The sequence below is a fragment of the Streptomyces sp. NPDC055254 genome (assembly GCF_053606025.1).
On the sequence record NZ_JBSGQV010000001.1, the window covers coordinates 61432 to 84916 of the forward strand.

The following is a 23485-nucleotide window of genomic DNA, read 5'->3' on the forward strand; positions in this document are numbered from 1 at the left end:
GCGGAACAGACGACTCCTCGTGCAGAGTGAGGTCGTGGTCAGTCGAAGCGCAGATTCCAGGAACAGACAACCGTCCCCTTCGGTCGATGCTGTGTCCCTGGCGATCATCGAGCAACTGCAGGAGGACGGCCGCCGTCCCTACGCGTCGATCGGCAAGGCCGTCGGCCTGTCCGAGGCGGCCGTCCGCCAGCGCGTGCAGAAGCTGCTCGACCAGGGCGTCATGCAGATCGTCGCCGTCACCGACCCGCTCACCGTGGGCCTGCGGCGTCAGGCCATGGTCGGCATCAACGTCGAGGGAGACCTCGACCCCGTGGCCGACGCCCTGACCGCCATGGCCGAGTGCGAGTACGTGGTGATGACCGCGGGCTCGTTCGACCTGATGGTGGAGATCGTCTGCGAGGACGACGACCACCTGCTCGAAACGATCAACAAGAAGATCCGCACGCTCCCCGGCGTGCGATCAACCGAAAGCTTCGTTTACTTGAAGCTGAAGAAGCAGACCTACATGTGGGGAACCCGATAACCGTGAGCCAGGACCTCTCCAAGACCGCGTACGACCACTTGTGGATGCACTTCACCCGCATGTCGTCCTACGAGAACTCCCCCGTCCCCACCATCGTCCGGGGCGAGGGCACCTACATCTGGGACGACAAGGGCAAGCGCTACCTCGACGGTCTTGCCGGACTCTTCGTGGTCAACGCCGGTCACGGCCGCAAGGAACTGGCCGAGGTCGCGTACAAGCAGGCGCAGGAACTCGCGTTCTTCCCCATCTGGTCGTACGCGCACCCCAAGGCCGTCGAGCTCGCCGAGCGCCTCGCGCACTACGCCCCGGGCGACCTGAACAAGGTCTTCTTCACCACGGGCGGCGGCGAGGCCGTCGAGACCGCGTGGAAGCTCGCCAAGCAGTACTTCAAGCTCCAGGGCAAGCCCACCAAGTACAAGGTCATCTCGCGTGCGGTCGCCTACCACGGCACCCCGCAGGGCGCCCTGTCCATCACCGGCCTGCCGGCCCTGAAGGCCCCCTTCGAGCCGCTGGTCCCCGGCGCGCACAAGGTGGTGAACACCAACATCTACCGCGCCCCGATCTACGGCGACGACCCCGAGGCCTACGGCCGCTGGTGCGCCGACCAGATCGAGCAGGAGATCCTCTTCGAGGGCGCCGACACCGTCGCCGCCGTCTTCCTGGAGCCGGTGCAGAACGCCGGCGGCTGCTTCCCGCCGCCGCCCGGGTACTTCCAGCGGGTCCGCGAGATCTGCGACGAGTACGACGTCCTGCTGGTCTCCGACGAGACGATCTGCGCCTTCGGCCGTCTGGGCACCATGTTCGCCTGTGACAAGTTCGACTACGTGCCGGACATGATCACCTGCGCCAAGGGCATGACCTCGGGCTACTCCCCGATCGGCGCCTGCATCATCTCCGACCGCCTCGCGGAGCCCTTCTACAAGGGCGACAACACCTTCCTGCACGGCTACACCTTCGGCGGCCACCCGGTCTCCTCGGCGGTCGCGCTGGCCAACCTCGACATCTTCGACAAGGAAGGCCTCAACCAGCACGTGCTGGACAACGAGGACGCCTTCTTCTCGACGCTGAAGAAGCTGCACGACCTGCCGATCGTCGGCGACGTCCGCGGCAACGGCTACTTCTACGGCATCGAGCTCGTCAAGGACAAGGCCACCAAGGAGTCCTTCACGGACGAGGAGACGGAGCGCGTGCTCTACGGCTTCCTCTCCAAGGCGCTCTTCGAGAACGGCCTGTACTGCCGGGCCGACGACCGCGGCGACCCGGTCATCCAGCTCGCGCCGCCGCTGATCGCGGACCAGGGCACCTTCGACGAGATCGAGGGAATCCTGCGCTCCGTGCTCACCGAGGCGTGGACCAAGCTGTAACCGGGGTGTAGTCCCGCCCCCGGCGGGGCCCCCACCCTCCGGCCACCGGCCCGGATCCTCCGTTCGAGTGAGAACGCGGGGGTCCGGGCCGTGTGCTGTCGGCAGACAAGACGTTCATCTCTTTACATCTCTCTACGACGCCAGTGACCGATCGGGCTCCGCCTTCGTTCCCCCGGACGGGGAAGCCGGGCTGGTCCAGCCCCGATCCGCAGTCGAACCGAAGAGGTGTACGCCATGGTGTCCCCACCGGACAACGATGTGCTCTGGGCACGCTCCCTGCACTACTCCCACAGCGGCTCGCCCGGTCTCATCGGCGTCTCCGTCGGAGTCCGCCAGGGCGAGATCCTGGCGCTGACCGGCCCCCGCGGCAGCGGCAAGACCACCCTGCTGCGCTGCCTGTCCGGGCAGCTGCCGCCCGAGCAGGGCGAGGTCTGGTTCAACAGCGTCCCCGTGCACACCATGGGCGACCTCGCCCGCGAACGCCTGCGGCGCGACCGGTTCGGCTGGATCGGCCCCGAGCCGCAGCTGCTCCCCGAGCTCAAGGTCTGGGAGAACGCCGCCCTGCCGCTGCTGATCGCCGGCGCCCCGCACCGCCGCGCCCGCAGCGCCGCCTGCGCATGGCTGGACCGCCTCGACATCGGCGCCTTCGCACGCAAACGCCCCGGGGCGCTGACCCGGGCCGAGTCCCAGCGCGTCGCCCTGGCCCGGGCCCTGGTCAACGAGCCCGCCGTGATCTTCGCGGACGACCCCACGGCGCCGCTGCACCGGGCCGAGCGCGCGCTGCTGCTCCGTACGCTGACCACCGCGGCCCGCTCGCACGAGATCACCGTGCTCCTCGCCACCCACGACGAGGAGGCCGCGGCCGTCGCCGACCGCCGGGTCTCCCTGCTGGACGGACGGCTGGCGAGCACCGCCGCCGCGGCCGCCGCCGCGGCCGACGCCGAGACCCAGGAGGGCCAAGCCGCGTGCTCGCTCTCCGCCTAGCCCGGGGATCCCGGCCCCTGGTCCAGCTGCGCCGGATGCTCGTGGCCGCCGCCTCGGCCGGCACCGGCTTCCTGCTGCTGTACGTACTCGTCGGGGCCGTGGACCGGCCCGCCGGATCGTTCCCTCGCCTGCTGTGGGCCCTGATCCCGCTCGCCGCCACCGTCCAGTTCGCCGTCGCCGTGGCCCGTACCGACCCCGCCACCCGGCCGAGGGAGGGGCTCGACGCCGTCGGGCTGGGTCCCGTACGGCTGCTCCTGGCCGCGGCGGTCTCCACCGCCGTGGCCTGCACCCTGGGCAGCGCAGTGGCCCTGGCCGCCTTCCTCCACCTGCGGGGGGACCTGGCCGGTCTGCCGTTCGACGGAGCCGGGGCCCACCTGCTCCATGCCGAGCAGCCGCTGCCGGTCGCGGCGGCCCTCACCCTGCTGGCCCTGGTCCCGCTCGCCGCCTCGGCGGGCACCGCCCTCGCGCTGCGCCCCCGCGTCCGGCCGCCGGCTCCGCAGACCGTGCTGCCCTGGGGCATCACGCTGACCGCCTGCGGGATCGCCGTCGAGGCGTACGCGGGCCCCGGCGGGGCCGGTGTGCTGGCCGGATGGTCACTCACCGCGCTCGGCCTCGCCCTCGCCGGGCCCGGCCTGGCCCACGCCTGCGGCACCCTGCTCCTCGCCGTCCGCCCGGGTGCGCTCCGCCTGCTCGCCGGGCGGGCCCTCCAGGAGGAGGCGTCCCGGCTCGGCCCTCCCCTCGGCGTGCTGTGCGCGGTCGGCGCGGGCGCCCTCACCGCGCTGGCGCTGCGCGACCGGGGCGGGATGCTGGTCCCTCTCGGCCCGCTGACCGGGCCGGCCGCCGCGCTGGTGGCCCTCTGCGCGGCCGCGACCCTTCTCACATCCGCGGTCGAGACCCGCCAGAACCGGAGCTCCGGTCGGGAGGCCCTGCTCGACCTGGGCGCTCCGGCGAAGGTCCTGCGTACGGCGGCGAGCGTGCGGGCCGCCGCCCTGGCCGCGGTGTGCCTTCCGCTGAGCTGGGGTGTGGCGCAGCTGACGTCGCTGGCGTTGACCCGCTGACTCGGGCAGCCCTTAGGGTGGGCCGAATGGTCAACGCAGACATCGAGATCGAGACGCTCGCCGAATTCGACCAGGTCGCGGCCCGCGGATCGCTCAGCGGCTACCGGATCCAGTCGGTCAACCTGCTGGAGCGGACCTTCGCGCTGCTGTCCGCGGACACCTCGGCCGCCGTGTTCCTGGGCTGCCCGATGGAGCCCGACGCCTCGGTGAAGGTCCGGGCGGACGGCGCGCTGGTCTTCCCGCCGGTCCCGGACCTGCCCTTCAACCCGTACCGGGGCCTGCTGTACACGCCGGAGGAGCTGTACGCCGGCCTGCCCTCCGGTTACGAGGCCACCCCGGACGCCCAGGCCTACGCCTGGTTCCAGGAGACCAAGGCCGACGGCGACGTCTTCTCCTCGATGCTCCGCTCCCTCCACGACGACGCCGTCTCCGACGCCCTGGACGAGCACCTCGACGGGGCCCGCGTGGTCGGGGTCATGGGCGGCCACGCCATGTCCCGGGGCGGTACGGACTACCGGGGCGCGGCGGAGCTCGGCCGGTCGCTGGCCCGGTCCGGTCTGACGGTCGCCACCGGCGGCGGCCCGGGCGCGATGGAGGCGGCCAACCTCGGCGCCTACCTGGCCCCCGCTCCGGACGACGCCCTGGAGGAGGCATGGGAGATGCTGGCCAAGGCTCCCTCCTTCGTGCCGTCGGTCTCCGACTGGGCGCGCGCGGCCTTCGCCGTCCGCGAGCGCTGGCCGGCCGGCGGAGACTCGGTGGGCATCCCCACCTGGTTCTACGGGCACGAGCCGCCGAACGCCTTCGCCGGCCACGTCGCGAAGTACTTCGCGAACGCCACGCGCGAGGACGGCCTGCTCGCCCGGTCCACGGCGGGCGTGGTCTTCCTGCCGGGCGCCGCGGGCACCCTCCAGGAGATCTTCGACAGCGCGACCCCGAACTACTACGAGTCGCGGGGCGAGCCCGCGCCGATGGTCCTGGTCGGGTACACCCACTGGACCGAGTACCTGCCCGCGTGGCCGCTGCTGCGGGCCCTGGCGCGCGGCCGGTCGATGGAGTCCCGGATCGCGCTCGTGGACTCGGTGGACGAGGTCCCCGGCGCCCTCGCGACAATGGCCTGAGTTCCGAGGCAACTTCCCGGCCCGTTCTCGCGTCTGGCAGGGGTACCGCAAAACCTGCCAGACGTGAACGGAGCCCTTGGTGCTCATAGGCCTGCTGACCGCTGTCGCGGCGTCCATCTGCTACGGCACGGGTTCCGTGCTCCAAGCCGTGGGCTCGCGCCGCGCCGCCCGGATGTCCCCGCCCGCCGCCGGGGTGACGGCCCACGGCGGCCCCAATCTGTCGTCCACCGCGAAAGCGGCGATGACCTGGGAGTTCATCGTCGGCACGATCCTGGACTTCGTGGGATTCGGACTGGGCGCGCTGGCCGCGCGGATGCTGCCGCTGTTCCTCTCACAGACCGTGATCAGCGCCAACCTGGTGATCACGGCCGTGCTGAGCGTGAAGATGCTGGGCATCAGGCTCTCCCGCAAGGAGTGGACCTCAATCGGGGTCGTCTGCACGGCGCTGGTGCTGCTGGCGACGGCCGCGGGCCACGAGGGCGGGCACCACGCGCCGATGGCCACCCACTGGTGGCTGCTGGGCATCACCGTGCTGCTGATGGCGGGCGGCACGGTGGCGGTACGCCTGCTCGGCGGCGGCGCCGCGATCCTCGCGGGCCTGCTGTCGGGCCTAGGCTTCGGCGCGCTGGGCGTCGGGGTCCGGATCCTGAACGGCGTCGACCCGTTCGACCTGGGCGCGCTGCTCACGGACCCGGCCCTCTACGCGATCCTCGTGGCCGGCTTCGGCGGCATGTACCTGCACACCGTCGCCCTGCAGATCGGTTCGGTCAACGGCGCCACGGCCGCGCTGGTCGTGGGTGAGACGGTCCTGCCCGGAGCCATCGGTGTCCTGTGGCTCGGTGACGCCTCCCGGCCGGGCCTGGCCTGGCTGGCCGTCCTCGGCTTCGTCCTCGCCGTCGCCGGCGCGGTGGCCGTCGCCTGGTACGGCAAGCACGAGGCCGCCGACCCGGAGCCCGCGGTCCCGCAACCGGCGCCCGTCGGCTAGCCGGGCCGTGCGGCGAGGCCGTGCGGGGGTCACCCGCACGGCCTCGCCCCGGTGGTGGCGGGCGGGCGGCTGCCGCTTGCTGGACCGGGGGAGAAAGCGAGGGGCCCATGGAGCCCACGACGGAACGCATGCGCACGCCCCGGGCCGCCGGAACGGCCGGGATCGCCTTCGCGGTGCTGCTCGCGGCGGCGATCGTCCTCATGCGGATCGCCGTCCCCACGGGCAGTGCCGCCGACGCCGTCATCGCCTCGGGTGACCGCTGGGCGGTACGGCTCGCGCTGGAGATCGTGCCCTTCGCCGGCATCGCCTTCCTGTGGTTCATGGGCGCCCTGCGCGCACACGCCGGAGAGGCCGAGGACAAGTTCGTCGCCACCGTCTTCCTCGGCAGCGGGTTCGTCTTCGTCGCCGCCCTCTTCGTAGCCGCCGGTTCGGCGGGCACCGTGCTCCAGGACACCGCGGACGCCGTCTTCGGCCGCCACTACGCGTACACCCTGCTGACCACCTACGCGATGCGCATGGCCGCCGTGTTCGTCTTCGCGACCTCCACCATCGGCCGCCGACTCGGCATCTTCCCGAGGCCCCTCGCCCTCGTCGGCTACGCGGCCGGGCTGGTCCTGCTCGTCGTGGGCTCCGGCGTCCCCTGGTCCGAGCTGGTGTTCCCGGCCTGGGCGCTGGTCGTCAGCGTGCACATCGTGCGCGCCCGGCGCGACGGCGCTCCCGACGACCGGTCCTACCTCCCCTGAACTGGCGTTCCGCACTCCAGCGGGCGGTCCTCGGGGCCCGCGTGCATCCTGGGGGAAGGGACGGGGGCTCGGGGCGACGGGGATGATCAGGCCAGCGAAAGGCAGATCCGTCATGAGGCTTGTCGTCGACCTCAACCGCTGCCAGGGATACGCGCAGTGCGCCTTCCTCGCTCCCGACGTGTTCGCCATGCACGGCGACGAGTCGCTGCTGTACAACCCGCAGGCGGCCGCCGAGCAGCGCGAGAACGTGGCCCGCGCCGTGGCCGCCTGCCCGGTCGGCGCCATCCTCGTGGAGCTCGCGGACGAGGACCTGGAGGCCGTGACCACCGCCGGGGCCCCCACCGGAGGCGTGCGGTGAGCGGTGCGGGAGCGCACGACGGATCCCTGGAGCGGCTCAAGCGCGAGGGCCGCATCGTCGTCGTCGGCGCTTCGCTGGCCGGCCTGCGGGCCGCCGAGACGATGCGCGAGAAGGGGTTCACCGGTTCACTCACGATGATCGGCGACGAACCGTACGAGCCGTACGACCGGCCCCCGCTGTCCAAGCAGGTCCTGCTGGGCAACGCGGTCGCCGACCGCACCGCACTCCCCCGCCGCCGGGCGATCGACGCCGACTGGCGCCTGGGGGTGCCCGCCACCGGCCTGGACATGGGCGGGCGCCGGGTCCGGCTGGGCAACGGGGACGAGGTCGAGTACGACCGGCTGTTGATCGCGACCGGAGTACGGGCCCGGCCGTGGCCCCACGAGGACGAGGCCGCCCTCGACGGGGTCTTCGTCCTGCGCACCCGGGACGACGGCGAGGGACTGCAACGGGCGCTCGCCGCCGGTCCCCGCCGGGTGCTCGTCATCGGAGCCGGGTTCACGGGCTCCGAGATCGCCTCCGCCTGCCGGGAGCGCGGCCTGGACGTCACGGTCGCCGAACGGGGCGCCGCGCCGCTGGTCGGCGCGCTCGGCGGGGTCATCGGCGAGGTCGCGGCCGACATGCACCGCGAGCACGGGGTCGACCTGCGCACGGGGGTCATGGTGACCGGCCTGGAGGGCGACCCCTCGGGGCGGGTCCGTGCCGCCCACCTCTCCGACGGGTCCACCGTCGAGGCCGACGTGGTCGTCGTCTCGCTGGGCGCGCAGCGCAACACCGAGTGGCTCGCCGGTTCGGGACTGGGGGCCGGCCCCCGGGGCATCGCCTGCGACGCGGGCTGCCGGGCGTTCGACATCCGGGGCATCGTCACCGACGACATCTACGTGGCGGGTGACGTGGCCCGCTCCCCGCACGCCCTGTTCGGCTACCAGTTCCTGTCCCTGGAGCACTGGGGCAACGCCGTCGCGCAGGCCGACACGGCGGCGCACAACATGCTCAGCGAGAGCGCGGACCGCCGCCCCCACCTGTGGGTCCCCGCGTTCTGGTCCTCCCAGTTCGGCGTGAACATCAAGTCGGTCGGAGTGCCCCCGATGGGGACCGAGATCCTCATCACGCAGGGCTCCCGCGCCGAGCGCCGGTTCGCGGCCGTGTACGGCTACCAGGGGCGCGTGATCGCCGCCGTCACCTTCGACAACTGCCGGTGGCTCCCGTTCTACGAGCAGCAGATCGAGACGACCGCGCCCTTCCCGCCGCCCTTCGCGACGGTGGACCGCAGGCCGGAGGGGAGCAAGCCGGTGCCGGCGGACTTCCCCGACCCCTCGGTGCCGACCCACGGGCCGACGATCACCCTCAGCGGCTACTCCCCGGCCGACCGGAAGATGACCTTCGTCCCCGCACGTCCCTGACCGCGCCACGAGCCCGCCGCCACCGCACCGCGCGCTCCCCGAGGATCACGAGGACCCGTCATGACACAAGCCATCCTGCGGGAGATCATCGACTACGCGAACCGCGCCGACCCGTACCCGCTGTACGAGGAGCTCCGCAAGACGCCGGTCTCCCACGACGGGGACGGCCCGTACGTCGTCAGCACGTACTACGAGATCCGAAGCCTCCTCCACGACCCCCGGATCAGCTCCGACGCACGCAACCTGAAATCGGGCGCGGAGGATCCGCTGGGGCAGTCCGAGGAGGAGGGGACGACCCTGCCCCCGTCCTTCCTCAAGCTCGACCCGCCGGACCACGACCGCTTGCGCCGGATGACGAACCGGCCGTTCGGGCCGCCGCACGCCCCCCACCGGGTGTACGACATGCGGGGCGAGCTCGGCGGCCTCGTCTCCGGCCTGGTGGACGGCCTCGTCGAGGCCGGGAACCTGGACCGCATCGACCTGGTCGACCAGTTCGCGTACCCGTTCCCGGTCTCGGTGATCTGCCGGCTGCTGGGGGTGCCGCGGGAGGACGAGCCGCGCTTCCACGTGTGGGCGGAGACCCTCGCCGCCAGCCTGGACCCCGACCCGGACGCGGATCCCGCCCAGCACGGCAAGGGGTCGCAGGACGCCCGGATGGAGCTGGGCATGTACCTGGCCGGGCTGATCGAGGAGCGCCGCAAGAACCCGGGCGGGGACATGCTGTCCCAGCTGGCGACGGCGGAGGGCCCGGACGGGTCGATGACCACGATGGAGGTGCTCAGCACTTCCGCGCTGCTGCTGATCGCGGGCCACGAGACCACCGTCAACCTGATCACCAACGGCATGCTGACCCTGCTGCGCCACCCGGACGTGCTCAAGCGGCTGCGCGGCGAACCGGAACTGGTCGTACCGATCGTCGAGGAACTGCTGCGGTACGAGCCCCCCGTGCAGCTGCTGCCCCAGCGCAGCACCCTCTCCGAGATCGAGGTCGCCGGGGTCACCATCCCCAAGGGCGCTTCCCTGTGGCTGATCCTGGCCTCGGGGAACCGGGACCCGCGCCGCTTCGAGCACGCGGACCGCTTCGATCCGGACCGCGGGGACATCCAGCACCTCGGCCTCGGCAGCGGGATCCACAGCTGCTTCGGTGCCCCCCTGGCCCGCCAGGAGGCCCAGTTGGCGCTGAGCGAGCTGGCCCGCAGGCTGGAGAACCCGCAGCTGCTGGAGGACCCGCCGCCGTACCGCCAGAACGCGGTCCTGCGCGGCCCCCGGCACCTGCCGATCTCCTGCGACGGCATCCGGGCCTGAACGCTCCCCGCCGGATCCTGCGACGGCATCCGCGCCTGAACGTCCCCGCCGGATCAGGGGGACACGGGAGCCGCGTCCCGCCCCGCGGCCGGCAGGACGACGACCTCGGCCGGAGCGAAGGCCACCGCGACCCGGTCCCCCGCGGCCGGGGCACCGGCCAGTGCGCACTCGGCCTCCAGCTCCGGTCCCGACTCCGGCCGCAGCAGCAGCGCGACGTGCGTTCCCTGGAAGGTGCGCGACAGCACCTCGCAGGCGAGCCCGTCCTGCGCGAGCAGGACCCCGGCGGGCCGGACCAGCAACTGCCGCTCCCCCTCGGGGGAGCCGGCGGGGACCGGAACCTTCCCCCACGGGGTGACCGCCGCGCCGCCCGAGACCGTCGCGGGGACCACGTTCTCGAAGCCCAGGAACCGCGCCACGAACTCCGACGCCGGCCGCTGCCACACCTCCAGCGGGCTTCCGGCCTGCGCGATCCGCCCGTCCCGCATCACGACCACCCGATCGGCCAGCGCGAAGGCCTCTCCCTGGTCGTGCGTCACGGCCAGCACCGTCGTCCCCAACCGGGAGAACAGCCCCCGCAGCTCCACCACGAGCCGCTCCCGCAGCCCCCGGTCCAGCTGCCCCAGCGGTTCGTCGAGCATCAGGAGCCGGGGCGAGGGCGCGAGCGCGCGGGCCAGCGCGACCCGCTGCTGCTCGCCGCCCGACAGGGAGGCCACCGCCCGGCCCCGCGCCCCGGGGAGGCCGACCAGCTCCAGCAGCTCCGCGACCCGGGGCCCGTACGAGGCCTTCCCGGCGCCGCGCATCCGCAGGCCGAAGGCCACGTTGCCGCCGACGTCCCGGTGCGGGAACAGCTGGTGGTCCTGGAACATCAGGCCGACGCCCCGCCGGTGCACGGGTACGCCGGCCTGGTCGGCCCCACCCAGCAGCACCCGCCCACCGGACACCGGCTGGAGCCCGGCGACGACCCGCAGCAGCGTGGACTTCCCGCTGCCGCTCGGCCCGAGCACGCACACGATCTCGTGTGCGGCGACCGCGAGGTCCACGGCGTCCACGACCGCCCGCGCGCCGAACCGGACCGACACCCCTTCCAGCTGAAGCAGGGTCATCAGAACTCTCCGGAGGTCTTGTCGGGCCGCAGCCGCTCCAGCGCCAACAGGGACGCGGCGCACACCAGCATCAGGATCGTGCTCAGGGCCATCGCCTGCCCGTAGTTCAGTTCCCCGGCCCGCCCCAGCAGCCGCGCCACGGCCACCGGCAGCGTCGGCCGGTCCGGCCGCGCGATGAAGACGGTCGCACCGAACTCGCCCAGCGAGACCGCGAAGGCGAACCCGGCCGCGATCAGCAGGGCCCGCCGCACCAGCGGCAGGTCCACCTCGCGCCACGCCCGCAGCGGCGAGGCGCCGAGCACGGCGGCCGCCTCGCGCAGCCGGCCGTCGACCGCGCGCAGCACCGGCAGCATGGTGCGTACGACGAACGGCACGCCCACCAGCGCCTGGGCCAGGGGCACCAGGATCCACGAGGTCCGCAGGTCGAGCGGCGGCTCGTCCAGGGTGATCAGGAAGCCGAAGCCGACGGTCACGGCGGACACCCCCAGCGGGAGCATGAGCAGCGCGTCGAAACCGCGCACGAAGCGCCCGGCGCGCCGGGTCAGCGCCGCGGCCGCGAGCCCGCCGACGAGCAGGGCGATGGCGGTGGCGGCCAGGGCGTACTGAAGGGAATTCCAGATCGCCTCCAGCGGCGGCACGAGGAAGGTCCCGCCCCCGGCGCCCGCGTCCCCCAGAGCCCGGTAGAAGCCGAGCCCGTATCCGCCGGGAGCGTCGAAGGACCGCTCCACCAGCACCGCGAGCGGCAGCACGATGAGCAGGGCGATCGTCAGGAGCACGCCGCCCAGCAGCGAGCGCTGGGCGACGCCGCGCGGCGGGTGCCCCGTACGCCCCGGATCCACGAGCCGCAGGGCGGTCTCCCGTCTGCGCACGGTCCAGGCGTGCACCACGAGGATCCCCCCGACGGCGGCGAACTGCACCATGGTCAACACGGCCGCCGTGGGCAGGTCCAGGAGCTGCGCGGTCTGCCGGTAGACCTCCACCTCCAGGGTGGAGTACGACGGCCCGCCGAGGATCTGCACGACGCCGAAGGAGGTGAAGGTGAACAGGAACACCATCACCGAGGCGGCGGCCACGGCCGGGACCAGCGCGGGCAGCGTCACCCGCCGCCAGGCCGCGAACCGGCCCGCGCCCAGCACCCGGGCGGCCTCCTCCTGGCGCGGGTCGAGCTGCGCCCACAGACCGCCGACGGTCCGCACGACCACCGCGTAGTTGAAGAAGACGTGGGCGAGGAGGATCGCCACGACGGTGGTGTCGAGCCGGACTCCCCCCAGCTCGTCCAGCAGCCCGCCGCGGCCGACCAGCGCGAGGAAGGCGGTGCCGACGACCACGGTGGGCAGCACGAACGGCACGGTCACCAGGGCGCGCAGCAGTTGTTTTCCGGGGAACTCGAAGCGCGCGAACACGTACGCCGCGGGTAGCGCGACCAGCAGGGTCAGCACGGTGGAGGCGAGCGCCTGCCAGGTGGTGAACCACAGCACGTCTGCGATGTCCGGGCGGGCCAGCACCTCGCGGATCCGGCCGAACTGCCACCCCGCACCGGTCTTGAGCCCGCGCCCGACGATCGCGGCGACGGGCCAGCCGAAGAACAGCCCGAAGAACGCGAGGGGCAGGGCCATCAGGGCGAGGCGCGCGGCGGTCGCCCGCCGGCCCTCGCCGGATGCGGGCGCGGCGCCCCCCGGCGCCGCGCCCGTGTGCCCGGTGCCGCTTACTTCACGACGAGCGAGGTCCACGTCTTGACCCACTGCTCACGGTTCTTGGCGATGACGTCCGGAGTCACGTTCTCCGGCTTCTCGATCACCACACCGTGCTTCGTGAAGATCTCCGGCAGCGCCGCGCTCGCCGTCACCGGGTTCACGAACATCTGGAGCGGCATGTCCTCCTGGAACTTCTTGCTGATCAGGAAGTCCAGCAGGGCCTTGCCGCCCTCCGGGTTCTTCGCGCCCTCCAGCAGGCCCGCGAACTCGATCTGGCGGAAGCAGGTGCCGGCGGCGACGCCCGTCGGGGCCTCGGTCGGCTGCGGCTCGCCGTACAGCACCTCGACCGGCGGGCTGGAGGCGTAGGAGACGACCAGCGGGCGGTCGCCCTTGGCCTTCTTGCCGCCCGCGGAACCGGAGAACCGCTCGTTGTAGGCCTGCTCCCAGCCGTCGACGACCTCGACGCCGTTGGCCTTGAGCTTGGTCCAGTAGTCCTTCCAGCCGTCCTCGCCGTACTTGCCGACGGAGGCGAGCACGAATCCGAGGCCGGGCGAGGAGGTCGCGGCGTTCTCGGTGACGAGCAGGTTCTTGTACTCCGGCTTGACCAGGTCGTCCAGCGTCTGCGGCGGGGCGATCTTCTTGTCGGCGAAGTACTGCTTGTCGTAGTTGACGCAGATGTCACCGGAGTCGATCGGGGTGACCCGGTGCTGCTTGTCGAGGTGGTACTCCGGCTTCACGTCGCCCAGGCCCGCGGCCTCGTACGGGGTGAAGATCCCGTTGTCCAGGGCGCGCGAGAGCAGGGTGTTGTCCACGCCGAAGAACACGTCGCCGCGCGGGGAGCCCTTGGTGAGGATCTCCTGGTTCAGCGCCGCGCCCGCGTCCCCGGACTTCAGCACCTTGACGGTGTAACCGCTGTTCTGCTCGAACTCCTTCAGGACCGTGTCCGTCGCGTTGAAGGAGTCGTGGGAGACCAGCGTGACGGTCTTGGACTTCGGGGCGTCGCTCCCGCCCGCCGGCTTGTCCTTGGCGTCGCCGCCGCCGCAGGCGCTGAGCGCGGTGACGCCCAGCGCGGCCGCGAGCGCGGCGCCCGCGATCTTCTTGGTGGTGCTCACTGGTGATTCCTCCTGGGATGTCCAGGAGAAGACGCGGCCCTGCCCGGCGCTCTGGTGCGAGCGGACGCCGGGCAGGGCGCAACAGCTTGAGTGATGACCGAACTTCCTACCCCGAATGACCGGGGCGAGGTTCAGAGGGTCTGCGGATGACGGATACCGCACTCTCAGCGCTGTGGCGCTCCCCTGTCGGAATATGCAATTGGTTCGGCCACAGAGTACCCCGCGGTCGAACAGGGACGACTCGGGCCGGATCCAGTGCTGTGACCGGCACGGTTCGCCGGTCACGGCACTAGCGCTCCGAGGCGGCCAGCTGACCGCAGGCGCCGTCGATCTCCTGACCCCGGGTGTCCCGTACGGTCACGGGCACGCCGTGCCGGGCGATGGCCTCCACGAAGGCCTTCTCGTCCTCGGGGCGCGAGGCGGTCCACTTGGAGCCCGGCGTCGGGTTCAGCGGGATCAGGTTGACGTGGACGCGCTTGCCCTTGAGCAGCTTGCCCAGCAGGTCACCGCGCCAGGCCTGGTCGTTGATGTCGCGGATCAGGGCGTACTCGATGGAGATCCGGCGGCCGGACTTCTCCGCGTACTCCCAGGCCGCGCCGAGCACCTCGCGGACGTTCCAGCGGGTGTTCACGGGGACCAGGGTGTCGCGCAGCTCGTCGTCCGGCGCGTGCAGCGAGACGGCCAGACGGCACTTGAAGCCCTCGTCGGCGAACCGCAGCATCGCCGGGACCAGGCCGACGGTGGACACGGTGATGCCGCGCTGCGACAGGCCCAGGCCGTCGGGTTCCGGGTCCGTGAGGCGTCGGATGGCGCCGACCACGCGGTTGTAGTTGGCCAGCGGCTCGCCCATGCCCATGAACACGATGTTCGACAGCCGGGCGGGGCCGCCCGGGACCTCGCCGTCGCGCAGCGCCCGCATGCCGTCGACGATCTGGTGCACGATCTCGGCGGTGGACAGGTTGCGGTCCAGGCCGGCCTGGCCGGTGGCGCAGAAGGGGCAGTTCATGCCGCAGCCGGCCTGCGAGGAGATGCACATGGTGACCCGGTCCGGGTAGCGCATCAGCACGGACTCGACGAGCGTGCCGTCGTGCAGCTTCCACAGGGTCTTGCGGGTGGTGTCGTTGTCGCAGCTGATGTGGCGCACGACGTTCATCAGGTCCGGGAGGAGCTCCTGCTGGAGCTTCTCGCGGGAGCCCGCGGGGATGTCCGTCCACTCGGCCGGGTCGTGCGCGTAGCGGGCGAAGTAGTGCTGGGAGAGCTGCTTGGCCCGGAAGGGCTTCTCGCCGATCGCGGCGACCGCCTCGCGGCGCTCCTGCGGCGTGAGGTCGGCGAGGTGCCGGGGCGGCTTCTTGGCCCCGCGCGGGGCGACGAAGGTGAGCTCTCCCGGAACAGGGCGGGCCATGGCAGGTACTCCTCGTAAGACGAAAGGCGCGCCGCAGAAGCAGCGCGCCTTTCAAGAGTAACCGTTTGGGCGGTATCAGCCCGTGCCCACGAAGGCGGCCAGCAGCAGCCACACCACGGGGGCGGTCGGCAGCAGGGAGTCCAGGCGGTCCATGATGCCGCCGTGACCGGGCAGGAGCGTGCCCATGTCCTTGATGCCCAGGTCCCGCTTGATCATCGACTCGCCGAGGTCGCCCAGGGTGGCGCTGACCGCGACCGCCAGGCCCATTACCAGGCCCTGCCACCAGGAGCCGCCGTCGATCAGGAACTCCATGCACAGGGCGCCCGCCGCCATCGCGAAGGCGACGGCGCCGAAGAGCCCCTCGCGGGTCTTCCCGGGGCTGATGCGCGGCGCGAGCTTGGTCTTGCCGAACCGCCAGCCGACGGCGTAGGCCCCGGTGTCGCTGACCACGGTCAGCACCAGGAAGGTGACCACCCGCTGCGGTCCGTCGTCGGCGGTGAGGAGCATCGTGACGAAGGTGGCCAGGAAGGGCACGTAGAACGCCGCGAAGACGCCGGCCGTGACGTCCTTGAGGTAGTCCTCGGGCGGCTCGGTCATCCGCCAGACCAGGACCGCCAGCGCGGTAAGGGCCATGGCGACCCAGGCGCCCTCGGCCCCCCGGACGTACCCGGCGATGACCATGGCGGCTCCGCCGATGGCCAGCGGAACCAGCGGAGCCTTGATGCCCTTCTGCTCCTGGAGCCGGGACGTGAGCTCCCACAGGCCCACGACGACCGCCACGACGACGACGCCGACGAAGACCGCCTTGACGACGAACAGCGACGCGAAGATCACCGCGCCGAGGCCGACGCCGACCCCTATGGCGGCGCGCAGGTCCCGCCCGGCACGCTTCTTGGGCGGTGGGGACGCGTCCTGCGGCTGCGGGGGCGGGGGGCTGGGCATGGGCTCCTGCGGCGGCGTCTCGGCGCGGAAGAGGGGGCCGCCGTCCGCGGCGGCCCCCCGATCGCGTGCTTCCCGGTCGTCGAAGTCACGGCCGGCGGCATCGGGCACGATGGGCATGGGCCGAGTGTGCGGGCCCACCTGCGCATCGTATGCGGGACCCGCCGGAACCGGCTCCGGCTGCCAGGAAGAGTCGTTCATCAGACTTCGAGGAGCTCGGCTTCCTTGTGCTTGAGCAGCTCGTCCACCTGCGCGACGTACTTCGCGGTGGTGTCGTCGAGCTCCTTCTCCGCGCGGCGCACCTCGTCCTCGCCGGCCTCCTTGTCCTTGACGAGCTTGTCAAGGGCGTCCTTCGCCTTGCGACGGACGGAGCGGATGGAGACCTTGGAGTCCTCGGCCTTGTTCTTGGCGACCTTGATGTACTCCTTGCGGCGGTCCTGCGTCAGCTCGGGGAAGGTCACCCGGATGATGCTGCCGTCGTTGCTGGGGTTGACCCCCAGGTCGGAGTCGCGGATCGCCTGCTCGATGTTGCGCAGGGCGCTCTTGTCGAACGGGGTCACGATCGCCATGCGCGGCTCGGGGACCGAGAAGGAGGCGAGCTGGTTGATGGGCGTGATGGCGCCGTAGTACTCCGCCACGATCTTGTTGAACATCGCCGGGTGCGCACGGCCGGTGCGAATCGCGGCGAAGTCTTCCTTGGCGACGACGACGGCCTTTTCCATCTTCTCCTCGGCCTCGAGGAGGATCTCTTCGGTCACCACGTGCTCCTGCATGTCTTGAATGGATGGTTCAGGCTGGCGGGACGGGACGGACGGGTCCGGGCCGGGTCCGGTCGCGGACCGCTCAGGACCGGGTTCCCTGGTCGCTGACGAGCGTGCCGATCTTCTCACCCTTGACCGCGCGGGCGATATTGCCCTCGGCGAGCAGTTCGAAGACGAGGATCGGCAGCTTGTTGTCACGGCACAGCGTGATGGCCGTGGCGTCCGCGACCTTGAGGTCGCGGGAGAGCACCTCGCCGTACTCCAGCGCGTCGAACTTCACCGCGTCCGGGTTCTTCTTCGGGTCGGAGTCGTAGACCCCGTCGACACCGTTCTTGCCCATGAGCAGGGCCTCGGCGTCGATCTCCAGGGCACGCTGGGCGGCCGTGGTGTCGGTGGAGAAGTAGGGCATGCCCATGCCGGCGCCGAAGATGACGACGCGGCCCTTCTCCAGGTGCCGTACGGCACGCAGCGGAATGTACGGCTCGGCGACCTGCCCCATCGTGATGGCGGTCTGCACGCGCGAGTCGATGCCTTCCTTCTCCAGGAAGTCCTGGAGGGCGAGGCAGTTCATGACCGTGCCGAGCATGCCCATGTAGTCGGACCGGGCCCGGTCCATGCCGCGCTGCTGGAGCTCGGCGCCGCGGAAGAAATTGCCGCCGCCGATCACGATGGCGATCTCCGCGCCGTCGCGGACCACCGCCGCGATCTCACGTGCGATGGCGTGGACGACGTCGGGGTCGACGCCCAGTCCTCCGCCACCGGAGAAGGCCTCGCCCGACAGCTTCAACATGAAGCGGCGGCCCTTCTTCTGCTGGTCGCTCTTGTCGTCGGAAGCGGTGTGGTGGTCCACGCCCTGATTCATGGAGATCTCCTCGTGCACATACGAAGAAGGCCATTGCCGGTGGGTCCTCGCGGTTCCCTCTACGGCAATGGCCTCCTCGTCAGATCTGCGGTCGTCCTGCGCGAGCGCGGACGACTGCCTCAGACCCTACCGGGGTCCGGTGTCCGTCGCGTACGGACGGACTCAGATGCCGACCTTGATGCGGCTGAAGCGCTTCAGGGTGACACCGGCCTCGTCCAGAATCTTCTGGACGGACTTCTTGTTGTCCAGCGCGTAGGGCTGGCCGAGGAGGGTGGCCTCCTTGAAGAAGCCGTTGACGCGACCCTCGACGATCTTCGCGATGGCGGCCTCGGGCTTGCCCTCCGCGCGGGTGACCTCTTCGGCGATGCGACGCTCGGACTCGACCTTCTCGGCCGGGACGTCCTCGGCCGACAGCCACTGCGGCGCGAACGCGGCGATGTGCTGCGCGACGCCGCGGGCGACCTCGGCGTTCTCCTTGTCGAGCTCGACCAGGACACCGATCTGGAACGGCAGGTCGGGCATCGTGCGGTGCATGTACGAGGTCACGTAAGCGCCGGTGAACTGCGCGAAGCGGTCCAGGACGATCTTCTCGCCGAGGTTGGCGTTGGCCTCGTCGACGAATGCGGTGACGGTCTTGCCGGGCTCGATCTCGGACGCGAGCAGCGCCTCGATGTCGGCCGGGGAGGTGGCGGCGACGTGCGCGGCCAGCTGGTTGGCGACGGCCAGGAACTTCTCGCCCTTGGCGACGAAGTCGGTCTCGCACTTCAGCTCGACGATGACACCGGAGGTGTTGTCGTCGGCGATGAGGGAGACGACCGCACCGTTCTCGGCAGAACGGCCCTCGCGCTTGGCGACGCCCTTCTGACCCTTGATGCGGAGCGCTTCCATGGCCTTGTCGACGTCGCCGTCGGCGTCCACGAGCGCGTTCTTGCAGTCCAGCATGCCGGCGCCGGTGAGCTCGCGGAGCTTCTTGACGTCAGCGGCGGTGTAGTTCGCCATGAGTCTGTGATTCTCTCTCGAAGTCGTAGATCTACGGGTGAACGGCGGAGGCGCCGCGCCCTCGGGCGCGGCTCCCCCGCCGTCATCGTCCGTGCTGGGAGTGCCCGGCGCGTGAACGCCGGACACTCTCTCAGTGGGTCAGGCCTGCTCGGCGTCGGCGGCCGGGGCCTCGGTGGCCGGGGCCTCGGTGGCGTCGGCGGCCGGAGCCTCGACGGTCTCGGCGGCCGGGGCCTCGACGGTCTCGGCGGCGGCCTCGGCCGGAGCGGCCTCAGCGGCGTCGTCGGCCTTCTTGTCGCCCTCGAGCAGGTCGCGCTCCCACTCGGCGAGCGGCTCGGCGGCGGCCTTCTCGCCCGGCTTCGAGTCGCCGGTCGCAGCGCCGGAGCGGGCGATGAGGCCCTCGGCGACGGCGTCGGCGATCACGCGGGTGAGCAGGGTGACGGAGCGGATCGCGTCGTCGTTGCCCGGGATCTTGTAGTCGACCTCGTCGGGGTCGCAGTTGGTGTCGAGGATCGCGACGACCGGGATGTGGAGCTTGCGCGCCTCACCGACGGCGATGTGCTCCTTCTTGGTGTCGACGATCCAGACGGCGCTGGGGACCTTCGACATCTCGCGGATACCACCGAGGGTCTTCTCCAGCTTGATCTTCTCGCGGGAGAGGACCAGGAGCTCCTTCTTGGTGAGACCCGAGGCGGCGACGTCCTCGAAGTCGATCGCCTCAAGCTCCTTCAGACGCTGGAGGCGCTTGTAGACGGTGGAGAAGTTGGTGAGCATGCCACCGAGCCAGCGCTGGTTGACGTAGGGCATGCCCACGCGCGTCGCCTGCTCGGCGATGGCTTCCTGAGCCTGCTTCTTGGTACCGACGAACATGATGGAGCCACCGTGCGCGACGGTCTCCTTCACGAACTCGTAGGCGCGGTCGATGTACGACAGCGACTGCAGCAGGTCGATGATGTAGATGCCGTTGCGCTCCGTGAAGATGAAGCGCTTCATCTTCGGGTTCCAACGGCGGGTCTGGTGACCGAAGTGGACGCCGCTTTCCAGCAGCTCCCGCATCGTGACGACGGCCATGGCCATCTCCTTGGTTTCTCGGTTTGGTCCTGACGCCCCGCCGCGCCCTGCCCCGTGGGACCGAGAGACGCTGCCACCTGGCCGTTTCGGGCTGGTGGTGGGGCGTGCGAAGTCGACCCGGTGACCCGGATCGCCACAAGAAGTGTACGGGACCCGGCGGTGTGCCGGGTGACGCCGTTGTCCACAGTCCCCGCCCTGTCCACAGGCCCGGCGGGGTGCCGCGTCGGGGCGGGACGCTGGGGCCATGACGACACTGCTGCTCGGCCTCCTGCTCGTACTCGCCCAGCTCTCCGGCTCCGGGGTCCGCCCGCTGCCCGCGCCGCTGGTGGTGGCCCGCTGGTGGGATCCGCCGCCGACGCCGTACGCGGCCGGCCACCGCGGGGTGGACCTGTCCGCGCCGGTGGGCACGGAGGTCCGCGCGGCCGGCGCGGGCCGGGTGCACTTCGCGGGCCCGGTCGCCGGGCGCGGGGTGCTCTCGGTCGCCCTGCCGAACGGCTTGCGCACGACCTACGAGCCGGTACGCGCACTGGTCGCCGAGGGCGAGGAGGTGACGGCGGGGCAGGTGGTGGCGGTGCTCACCGCGGGCTCCCACTGCCCGTCCCCGTGCCTGCACTGGGGCCTCCTGGCGGGCGAGGCGTACCTCGACCCGCTCACGCTCCTGGCCCGCCCGACCCCCCGGCTGCTGCCGGGGCCGTGAACGAGGGCCGGGGCGTCAGCCCCGGACGCCGCGCAGGGCCATGGCGACGGCCGCCTCGGTCACGACGGCGGGATCCTCCGCAGCACCCAGCTCGATGCGCCGGACGGCGGCGTCCACCATGCCCTGGAGGAGCATCGCCGCGAGCCGGGGCTGCTCGTGCCCCAGGGCGGCCAGCGCCTCGACGATCATCGCCACCAGGCCCCCGTGCGCCGCGCGGATCTTCTCCCGCGCCCCGGCGTCCAGCTCGCTGGCGGAGATCGCCACCACGGCCCGGTGCCTGCGGTCGCCCACCAGCTCCAGCTGGCTCCGCACGTAGGCCTCGATCTTCACCTCGGGCGCCTCGGCCCGCTCCATCGCCGCTTCGATCTCGGCGGCCCACACGGGAAAGTCCACGGCGCACAGCTCTTCGACCACGGCCGCGCGGGACTTGAAGTACTCGTACACGGAGGACCGGGCGAGCCCGGTCCGCTCCGCGAGGGCGGGGAAGGTCAGGGCTTCCGTCCCGCCTTCGGACAGCAGGGAACGCGCGGCGTCCAAGAGGGCGCCGCGCTGCATCGACCGGTGCTCGGCCACGGAGGCCGCTCGAATCCTGGGCACGCGTCCACTCTACGGAGGTACCGCAAGGTCACCGGCCGACGTCCGCCAGCTTGGCCCGCAGTTGCAGCACCGACTTGGTGTGGATCTGGCTGACGCGGCTCTCGGTCACGCCGAGCACATGGCCGATCTCGGCCAGGGTGAGGCCCTCGTAGTAGTAGAGGGTCACCACCGTCTTCTCCCGCTCGGGAAGCGTGTTGATGGCCCGTGCCAGCAGGCGCCGCAGCTCCCGGTCCTCGGCCACCTCGACCGGGTTGTCGGCGGCGGTGTCCTCCAGGGTGTCCATCAGCGAGAGGCGGTCGCCGCCCTCGCCGCCGACGTGCAGCAGCTCCTCCAGCGCGACCACGTTGGCGAGCGACAACTGGCTGAAAACAGCGTGGAGATCCTCCACGGCGATGCCCATCTCGCCCGCGACCTCGCACTCGGTCGGGGTGCGCCGCAGCTGGGCCTCCAGCGTCGTGTAGGCGCGCTCCACGGCCCGCGCCTTCTGCCGGACCGAGCGGGGGATCCAGTCCAGCGCGCGCAGTTCGTCGATCATCGCGCCGCGGATCCGGGTGATCGCGTACGTCTCGAACTTGATCGACCGGTCGATGTCGAACTTCTCGATGGCGTCGATCAGCCCGAACACCCCGGAGGAGACGAAGTCGGCCTGCTCCACATTGGGCGGCAGGCCCACGCTGACCCGGCCGGCGACGTACTTCACCAGGGGCGAGTAGTGCAGGATCAGCTGCTCCCTGAGCCGCTCGTCGCCCGAGTCCTTGTACGAGCGCCAGAGCATGTCCAGGGACGAGGGCGCGGTGGACCGCACGCTGCCGCGGGCAGCGGGAGGCACCGCAGCGCGGTCAGACCCTGAGGTGTGCTGGGGCATGCTTCGCCTTTGCCGGAGCCGGATTCGTTGGGAGCGTAGCGTGACGGAATCGTCGCGGTGCGCGAAGAGTACGGGATCGCGCGGGGGCGCAGGCGCGCCCCGGATCGCACGGGTCGCCCGGGACCGGCGCCTGGCGCACGGTCCCGGCGACTGCCACCGGGAGGACCGCGTCTCTCATCGGTTTCACTCTTTCACCGGAACTCCCCAGGTCAACGACCGCCTCGCCGGGCGGCCCCGGATTGTGTGCCCGTGAGAAGTGCCCGCCCGGCCAACTGCCAGCCGTCGCCCTGCCGTTCGACGAACCCCAGAGAGTGAAGTTCGTACAGTCTGCCGATGACTTCATCGGTGCCGGTGCCGGAGGCAAGTGCCAGCTCCGCCAAGTCCGCCGGCCGTCCCGCCGGCAGCGCCTCCAGCACCCGCGCCGTGTCGGGGTGCAGCAGGTCCCGGGCGACCACGGGGCCGCGCCGCTCGGGAGCCAGCTCGCCCATGGAGCCGACGAGTTCGGCGATCTCGGCCGCGTCCGTGACGAGCACGGCGCCGTTCTCACCGCGCAGCAGTTCGTGCACGCCGGCCGAGAGTCCGCTGGTGGCCGGGCCGGGCACGCCCATGACGAACCGGCCCAGTTTCCGGGCCCGTCGGGCCGTGACCAGGGAGCCGCTGCGGTGGGCCGCCTCCACCACGACGGTGCCCCGGGTGAGGGCGGCGATGACCCGGTTGCGCAGTACGAATCGGCTGGGGGTCGGATGGCTGCCGGGCGGCAACTCCCCCAGCACCAGCCCCTGGGCGGCGATCCGGCCGAGGAGCCCGGCGTGGCCCCGGGGGTACGGCACGTCCACCCCGCAGGCCAGCACGGCCGCCGTGGCGCCGCCCGCGGCGAGGGCGCCCCGGTGCGCGGCGCCGTCGATCCCGAAGGCCGCCCCGGAGACCACGACCCAGCCGCGCTCGGCGAGCCCGGCGGCCAGGTTCTGCGCCATGTGCGCGCCGTACGGGGTGCACGCCCGGGCCCCCACGACGGCCACCGAACGCAGGGCCCAGGTCCGCAGGTCGGGCCGGCCGCGCAGCCACAGCCCTACCGGCCGGGCGTCGCCGAGGTCGTCGAGCTGCGTGGGCCACTCCGCGGTCCCGGGGCGGACGAACCGGCACCCCGCCTCCGCGGCCAGGGCCAGGTCCCGCGCGGGGTCGGCGAGGGCCGCCCGCCGGCGGTACCCGTCGAACCGCTCCCGCCCGACCCCCGCCGCGGCCGGCGGCTCGGCCCCGGGGCCGGTCAGCAGCCGTATCAGTCCCACCGCGCCGTACTCCCGCAGCCAGCGCCCGCCGTGCTCGTCCCCGGGCTCCAGCACCCGGGTCAGCGCGGCCCGCGCCAGCAGCTCCGGATCCGACCCCCCGCCGCCGCCCCCGGTGTCCCGGCCTCCCCGACCCCCGGCACCCGGAGCGCCGGTACGCACATCCCCACGCCTCGAACCCCGGGCACCCGCGACCCCGGCGCCGATACCGGCACCAGCAGCGGCACCGGGGGGACCCGGACCCGGACCGCCGTCATCCGGA

General features: G+C 71.9%; 23 protein-coding genes. 11 read left to right on the top strand and 12 right to left on the bottom strand.

What is annotated here, in order from left to right; translation table 11 throughout:
- The first annotated feature begins 19 nt into the window (after positions 1 to 19).
- From ACWFQ8_RS00250 to ACWFQ8_RS00295, 10 genes are all read left to right on the top strand, one after another.
- Positions 20 to 523 (top strand): Lrp/AsnC family transcriptional regulator, encoded by a 504-nt coding sequence (locus tag ACWFQ8_RS00250; RefSeq protein WP_037686641.1) that lies wholly within the window; start codon positions 20 to 22, stop codon positions 521 to 523.
- Positions 508 to 1887: an aspartate aminotransferase family protein gene (locus ACWFQ8_RS00255; protein WP_453783947.1), complete on the top strand. Its 1380-nt coding sequence runs from the start codon at positions 508 to 510 to the stop codon at positions 1885 to 1887. Before ACWFQ8_RS00250 ends, ACWFQ8_RS00255 begins: the two co-directional genes overlap by 16 nt.
- A gap of 234 nt (positions 1888 to 2121) precedes the next feature.
- A complete protein-coding gene (locus ACWFQ8_RS00260) occupies positions 2122 to 2871 on the top strand; it encodes an ABC transporter ATP-binding protein (protein WP_453783948.1) in 750 nt (249 codons plus the stop codon).
- On the top strand, positions 2853 to 3929 hold the full coding sequence (locus ACWFQ8_RS00265; protein WP_453783949.1) for a hypothetical protein: 1077 nt from the start codon (positions 2853 to 2855) through the stop codon (positions 3927 to 3929). The genes ACWFQ8_RS00260 and ACWFQ8_RS00265 overlap by 19 nt, the downstream gene beginning before the upstream one ends.
- A gap of 26 nt (positions 3930 to 3955) precedes the next feature.
- Positions 3956 to 5047 (top strand): LOG family protein, encoded by a 1092-nt coding sequence (locus ACWFQ8_RS00270; RefSeq protein WP_453783950.1) that lies wholly within the window; start codon positions 3956 to 3958, stop codon positions 5045 to 5047.
- A gap of 79 nt (positions 5048 to 5126) precedes the next feature.
- Positions 5127 to 6032 carry a hypothetical protein gene (locus ACWFQ8_RS00275; RefSeq protein ID WP_453783951.1) on the top strand — a complete coding sequence of 302 codons (906 nt, stop codon included), beginning with the start codon at positions 5127 to 5129 and terminating at the stop codon, positions 6030 to 6032.
- 107 nt (positions 6033 to 6139) lie between these two features.
- Entirely contained in the window at positions 6140 to 6775 is a 636-nt protein-coding gene (locus ACWFQ8_RS00280) for a hypothetical protein (protein ID WP_453783952.1), read from the top strand.
- Between the two features lie 112 nt (positions 6776 to 6887).
- Positions 6888 to 7133, top strand: a complete 246-nt coding sequence (locus ACWFQ8_RS00285; protein WP_453783953.1) for a ferredoxin — start codon at positions 6888 to 6890, stop codon at positions 7131 to 7133.
- A complete protein-coding gene (locus ACWFQ8_RS00290) occupies positions 7130 to 8536 on the top strand; it encodes an NAD(P)/FAD-dependent oxidoreductase (protein ID WP_453783954.1) in 1407 nt (468 codons plus the stop codon). Before ACWFQ8_RS00285 ends, ACWFQ8_RS00290 begins: the two co-directional genes overlap by 4 nt.
- A 60-nt stretch (positions 8537 to 8596) precedes the next feature.
- Positions 8597 to 9841: a cytochrome P450 gene (locus tag ACWFQ8_RS00295; RefSeq protein ID WP_453783955.1), complete on the top strand. Its 1245-nt coding sequence runs from the start codon at positions 8597 to 8599 to the stop codon at positions 9839 to 9841.
- A 53-nt stretch (positions 9842 to 9894) separates the two neighbouring features.
- On the opposite strand, the gene ACWFQ8_RS00300 is transcribed toward ACWFQ8_RS00295, so the two are convergent.
- The 9 genes from ACWFQ8_RS00300 to rpsB form a co-directional block, all read right to left on the bottom strand.
- Positions 9895 to 10944 carry an ABC transporter ATP-binding protein gene (locus ACWFQ8_RS00300; protein WP_453783956.1) on the bottom strand — a complete coding sequence of 350 codons (1050 nt, stop codon included), beginning with the start codon at positions 10942 to 10944 and terminating at the stop codon, positions 9895 to 9897.
- Positions 10944 to 12560 carry an ABC transporter permease gene (locus ACWFQ8_RS00305; RefSeq protein WP_453784274.1) on the bottom strand — a complete coding sequence of 539 codons (1617 nt, stop codon included), beginning with the start codon at positions 12558 to 12560 and terminating at the stop codon, positions 10944 to 10946. Before ACWFQ8_RS00305 ends, ACWFQ8_RS00300 begins: the two co-directional genes overlap by 1 nt.
- An 89-nt stretch (positions 12561 to 12649) precedes the next feature.
- Positions 12650 to 13750 carry a thiamine ABC transporter substrate-binding protein gene (locus tag ACWFQ8_RS00310; RefSeq protein WP_453783957.1) on the bottom strand — a complete coding sequence of 367 codons (1101 nt, stop codon included), beginning with the start codon at positions 13748 to 13750 and terminating at the stop codon, positions 12650 to 12652.
- 289 nt (positions 13751 to 14039) lie between these two features.
- A complete protein-coding gene (gene rlmN, locus ACWFQ8_RS00315; protein ID WP_453783958.1) occupies positions 14040 to 15152 on the bottom strand; it encodes a 23S rRNA (adenine(2503)-C(2))-methyltransferase RlmN in 1113 nt (370 codons plus the stop codon).
- Positions 15153 to 15227: 75 nt separating this feature from the next.
- On the bottom strand, positions 15228 to 16292 hold the full coding sequence (locus tag ACWFQ8_RS00320; RefSeq protein WP_453783959.1) for a phosphatidate cytidylyltransferase: 1065 nt from the start codon (positions 16290 to 16292) through the stop codon (positions 15228 to 15230).
- On the bottom strand, positions 16292 to 16849 hold the full coding sequence (frr, locus tag ACWFQ8_RS00325) for a ribosome recycling factor (RefSeq protein ID WP_360894482.1): 558 nt from the start codon (positions 16847 to 16849) through the stop codon (positions 16292 to 16294). Before frr ends, ACWFQ8_RS00320 begins: the two co-directional genes overlap by 1 nt.
- An 85-nt stretch (positions 16850 to 16934) precedes the next feature.
- Entirely contained in the window at positions 16935 to 17714 is a 780-nt protein-coding gene (pyrH, locus tag ACWFQ8_RS00330; protein WP_453783960.1) for a UMP kinase, read from the bottom strand.
- A gap of 162 nt (positions 17715 to 17876) precedes the next feature.
- Positions 17877 to 18713 carry a translation elongation factor Ts gene (gene tsf, locus ACWFQ8_RS00335; RefSeq protein ID WP_453783961.1) on the bottom strand — a complete coding sequence of 279 codons (837 nt, stop codon included), beginning with the start codon at positions 18711 to 18713 and terminating at the stop codon, positions 17877 to 17879.
- 138 nt (positions 18714 to 18851) lie between these two features.
- Positions 18852 to 19781 carry a 30S ribosomal protein S2 gene (rpsB, locus tag ACWFQ8_RS00340; protein ID WP_453783962.1) on the bottom strand — a complete coding sequence of 310 codons (930 nt, stop codon included), beginning with the start codon at positions 19779 to 19781 and terminating at the stop codon, positions 18852 to 18854.
- 244 nt (positions 19782 to 20025) lie between these two features.
- Here rpsB and ACWFQ8_RS00345 point away from each other — a divergent pair, with 244 nt between their 5' ends.
- On the top strand, positions 20026 to 20478 hold the full coding sequence (locus tag ACWFQ8_RS00345; RefSeq protein WP_453783963.1) for a M23 family metallopeptidase: 453 nt from the start codon (positions 20026 to 20028) through the stop codon (positions 20476 to 20478).
- 15 nt (positions 20479 to 20493) lie between these two features.
- Here the strand turns inward: ACWFQ8_RS00345 and ACWFQ8_RS00350 are convergent, their stop codons facing one another.
- The 3 genes from ACWFQ8_RS00350 to dprA form a co-directional block, all read right to left on the bottom strand.
- Positions 20494 to 21051 carry a TetR/AcrR family transcriptional regulator gene (locus ACWFQ8_RS00350; RefSeq protein WP_453784275.1) on the bottom strand — a complete coding sequence of 186 codons (558 nt, stop codon included), beginning with the start codon at positions 21049 to 21051 and terminating at the stop codon, positions 20494 to 20496.
- A 52-nt stretch (positions 21052 to 21103) separates the two neighbouring features.
- Positions 21104 to 21940 carry an RNA polymerase sigma factor WhiG gene (whiG, locus tag ACWFQ8_RS00355; RefSeq protein WP_453783964.1) on the bottom strand — a complete coding sequence of 279 codons (837 nt, stop codon included), beginning with the start codon at positions 21938 to 21940 and terminating at the stop codon, positions 21104 to 21106.
- A 209-nt stretch (positions 21941 to 22149) separates the two neighbouring features.
- A complete protein-coding gene (dprA, locus tag ACWFQ8_RS00360; RefSeq protein ID WP_453784276.1) occupies positions 22150 to 23430 on the bottom strand; it encodes a DNA-processing protein DprA in 1281 nt (426 codons plus the stop codon).
- Positions 23431 to 23485: the final 55 nt, after the last annotated feature.

Coding starts and splice junctions, on each gene's coding strand:
- ACWFQ8_RS00260 (WP_453783948.1), top strand. CDS start 2,122: ATGGTGTCCCCACCGGACAACGATGTGCTCTGGGCACGCTCCCTGCAC.
- ACWFQ8_RS00270 (WP_453783950.1), top strand. CDS start 3,956: ATGGTCAACGCAGACATCGAGATCGAGACGCTCGCCGAATTCGACCAG.
- ACWFQ8_RS00280 (WP_453783952.1), top strand. CDS start 6,140: ATGGAGCCCACGACGGAACGCATGCGCACGCCCCGGGCCGCCGGAACG.
- ACWFQ8_RS00285 (WP_453783953.1), top strand. CDS start 6,888: ATGAGGCTTGTCGTCGACCTCAACCGCTGCCAGGGATACGCGCAGTGC.
- ACWFQ8_RS00295 (WP_453783955.1), top strand. CDS start 8,597: ATGACACAAGCCATCCTGCGGGAGATCATCGACTACGCGAACCGCGCC.
- ACWFQ8_RS00300 (WP_453783956.1), bottom strand. CDS start 10,944: ATGACCCTGCTTCAGCTGGAAGGGGTGTCGGTCCGGTTCGGCGCGCGG.
- ACWFQ8_RS00305 (WP_453784274.1), bottom strand. CDS start 12,560: ATGGCCCTGCCCCTCGCGTTCTTCGGGCTGTTCTTCGGCTGGCCCGTC.
- rlmN (WP_453783958.1), bottom strand. CDS start 15,152: ATGGCCCGCCCTGTTCCGGGAGAGCTCACCTTCGTCGCCCCGCGCGGG.
- ACWFQ8_RS00320 (WP_453783959.1), bottom strand. CDS start 16,292: ATGAACGACTCTTCCTGGCAGCCGGAGCCGGTTCCGGCGGGTCCCGCA.
- pyrH (WP_453783960.1), bottom strand. CDS start 17,714: ATGAATCAGGGCGTGGACCACCACACCGCTTCCGACGACAAGAGCGAC.
- tsf (WP_453783961.1), bottom strand. CDS start 18,713: ATGGCGAACTACACCGCCGCTGACGTCAAGAAGCTCCGCGAGCTCACC.
- rpsB (WP_453783962.1), bottom strand. CDS start 19,781: ATGGCCGTCGTCACGATGCGGGAGCTGCTGGAAAGCGGCGTCCACTTC.
- ACWFQ8_RS00345 (WP_453783963.1), top strand. CDS start 20,026: ATGACGACACTGCTGCTCGGCCTCCTGCTCGTACTCGCCCAGCTCTCC.
- whiG (WP_453783964.1), bottom strand. CDS start 21,940: ATGCCCCAGCACACCTCAGGGTCTGACCGCGCTGCGGTGCCTCCCGCT.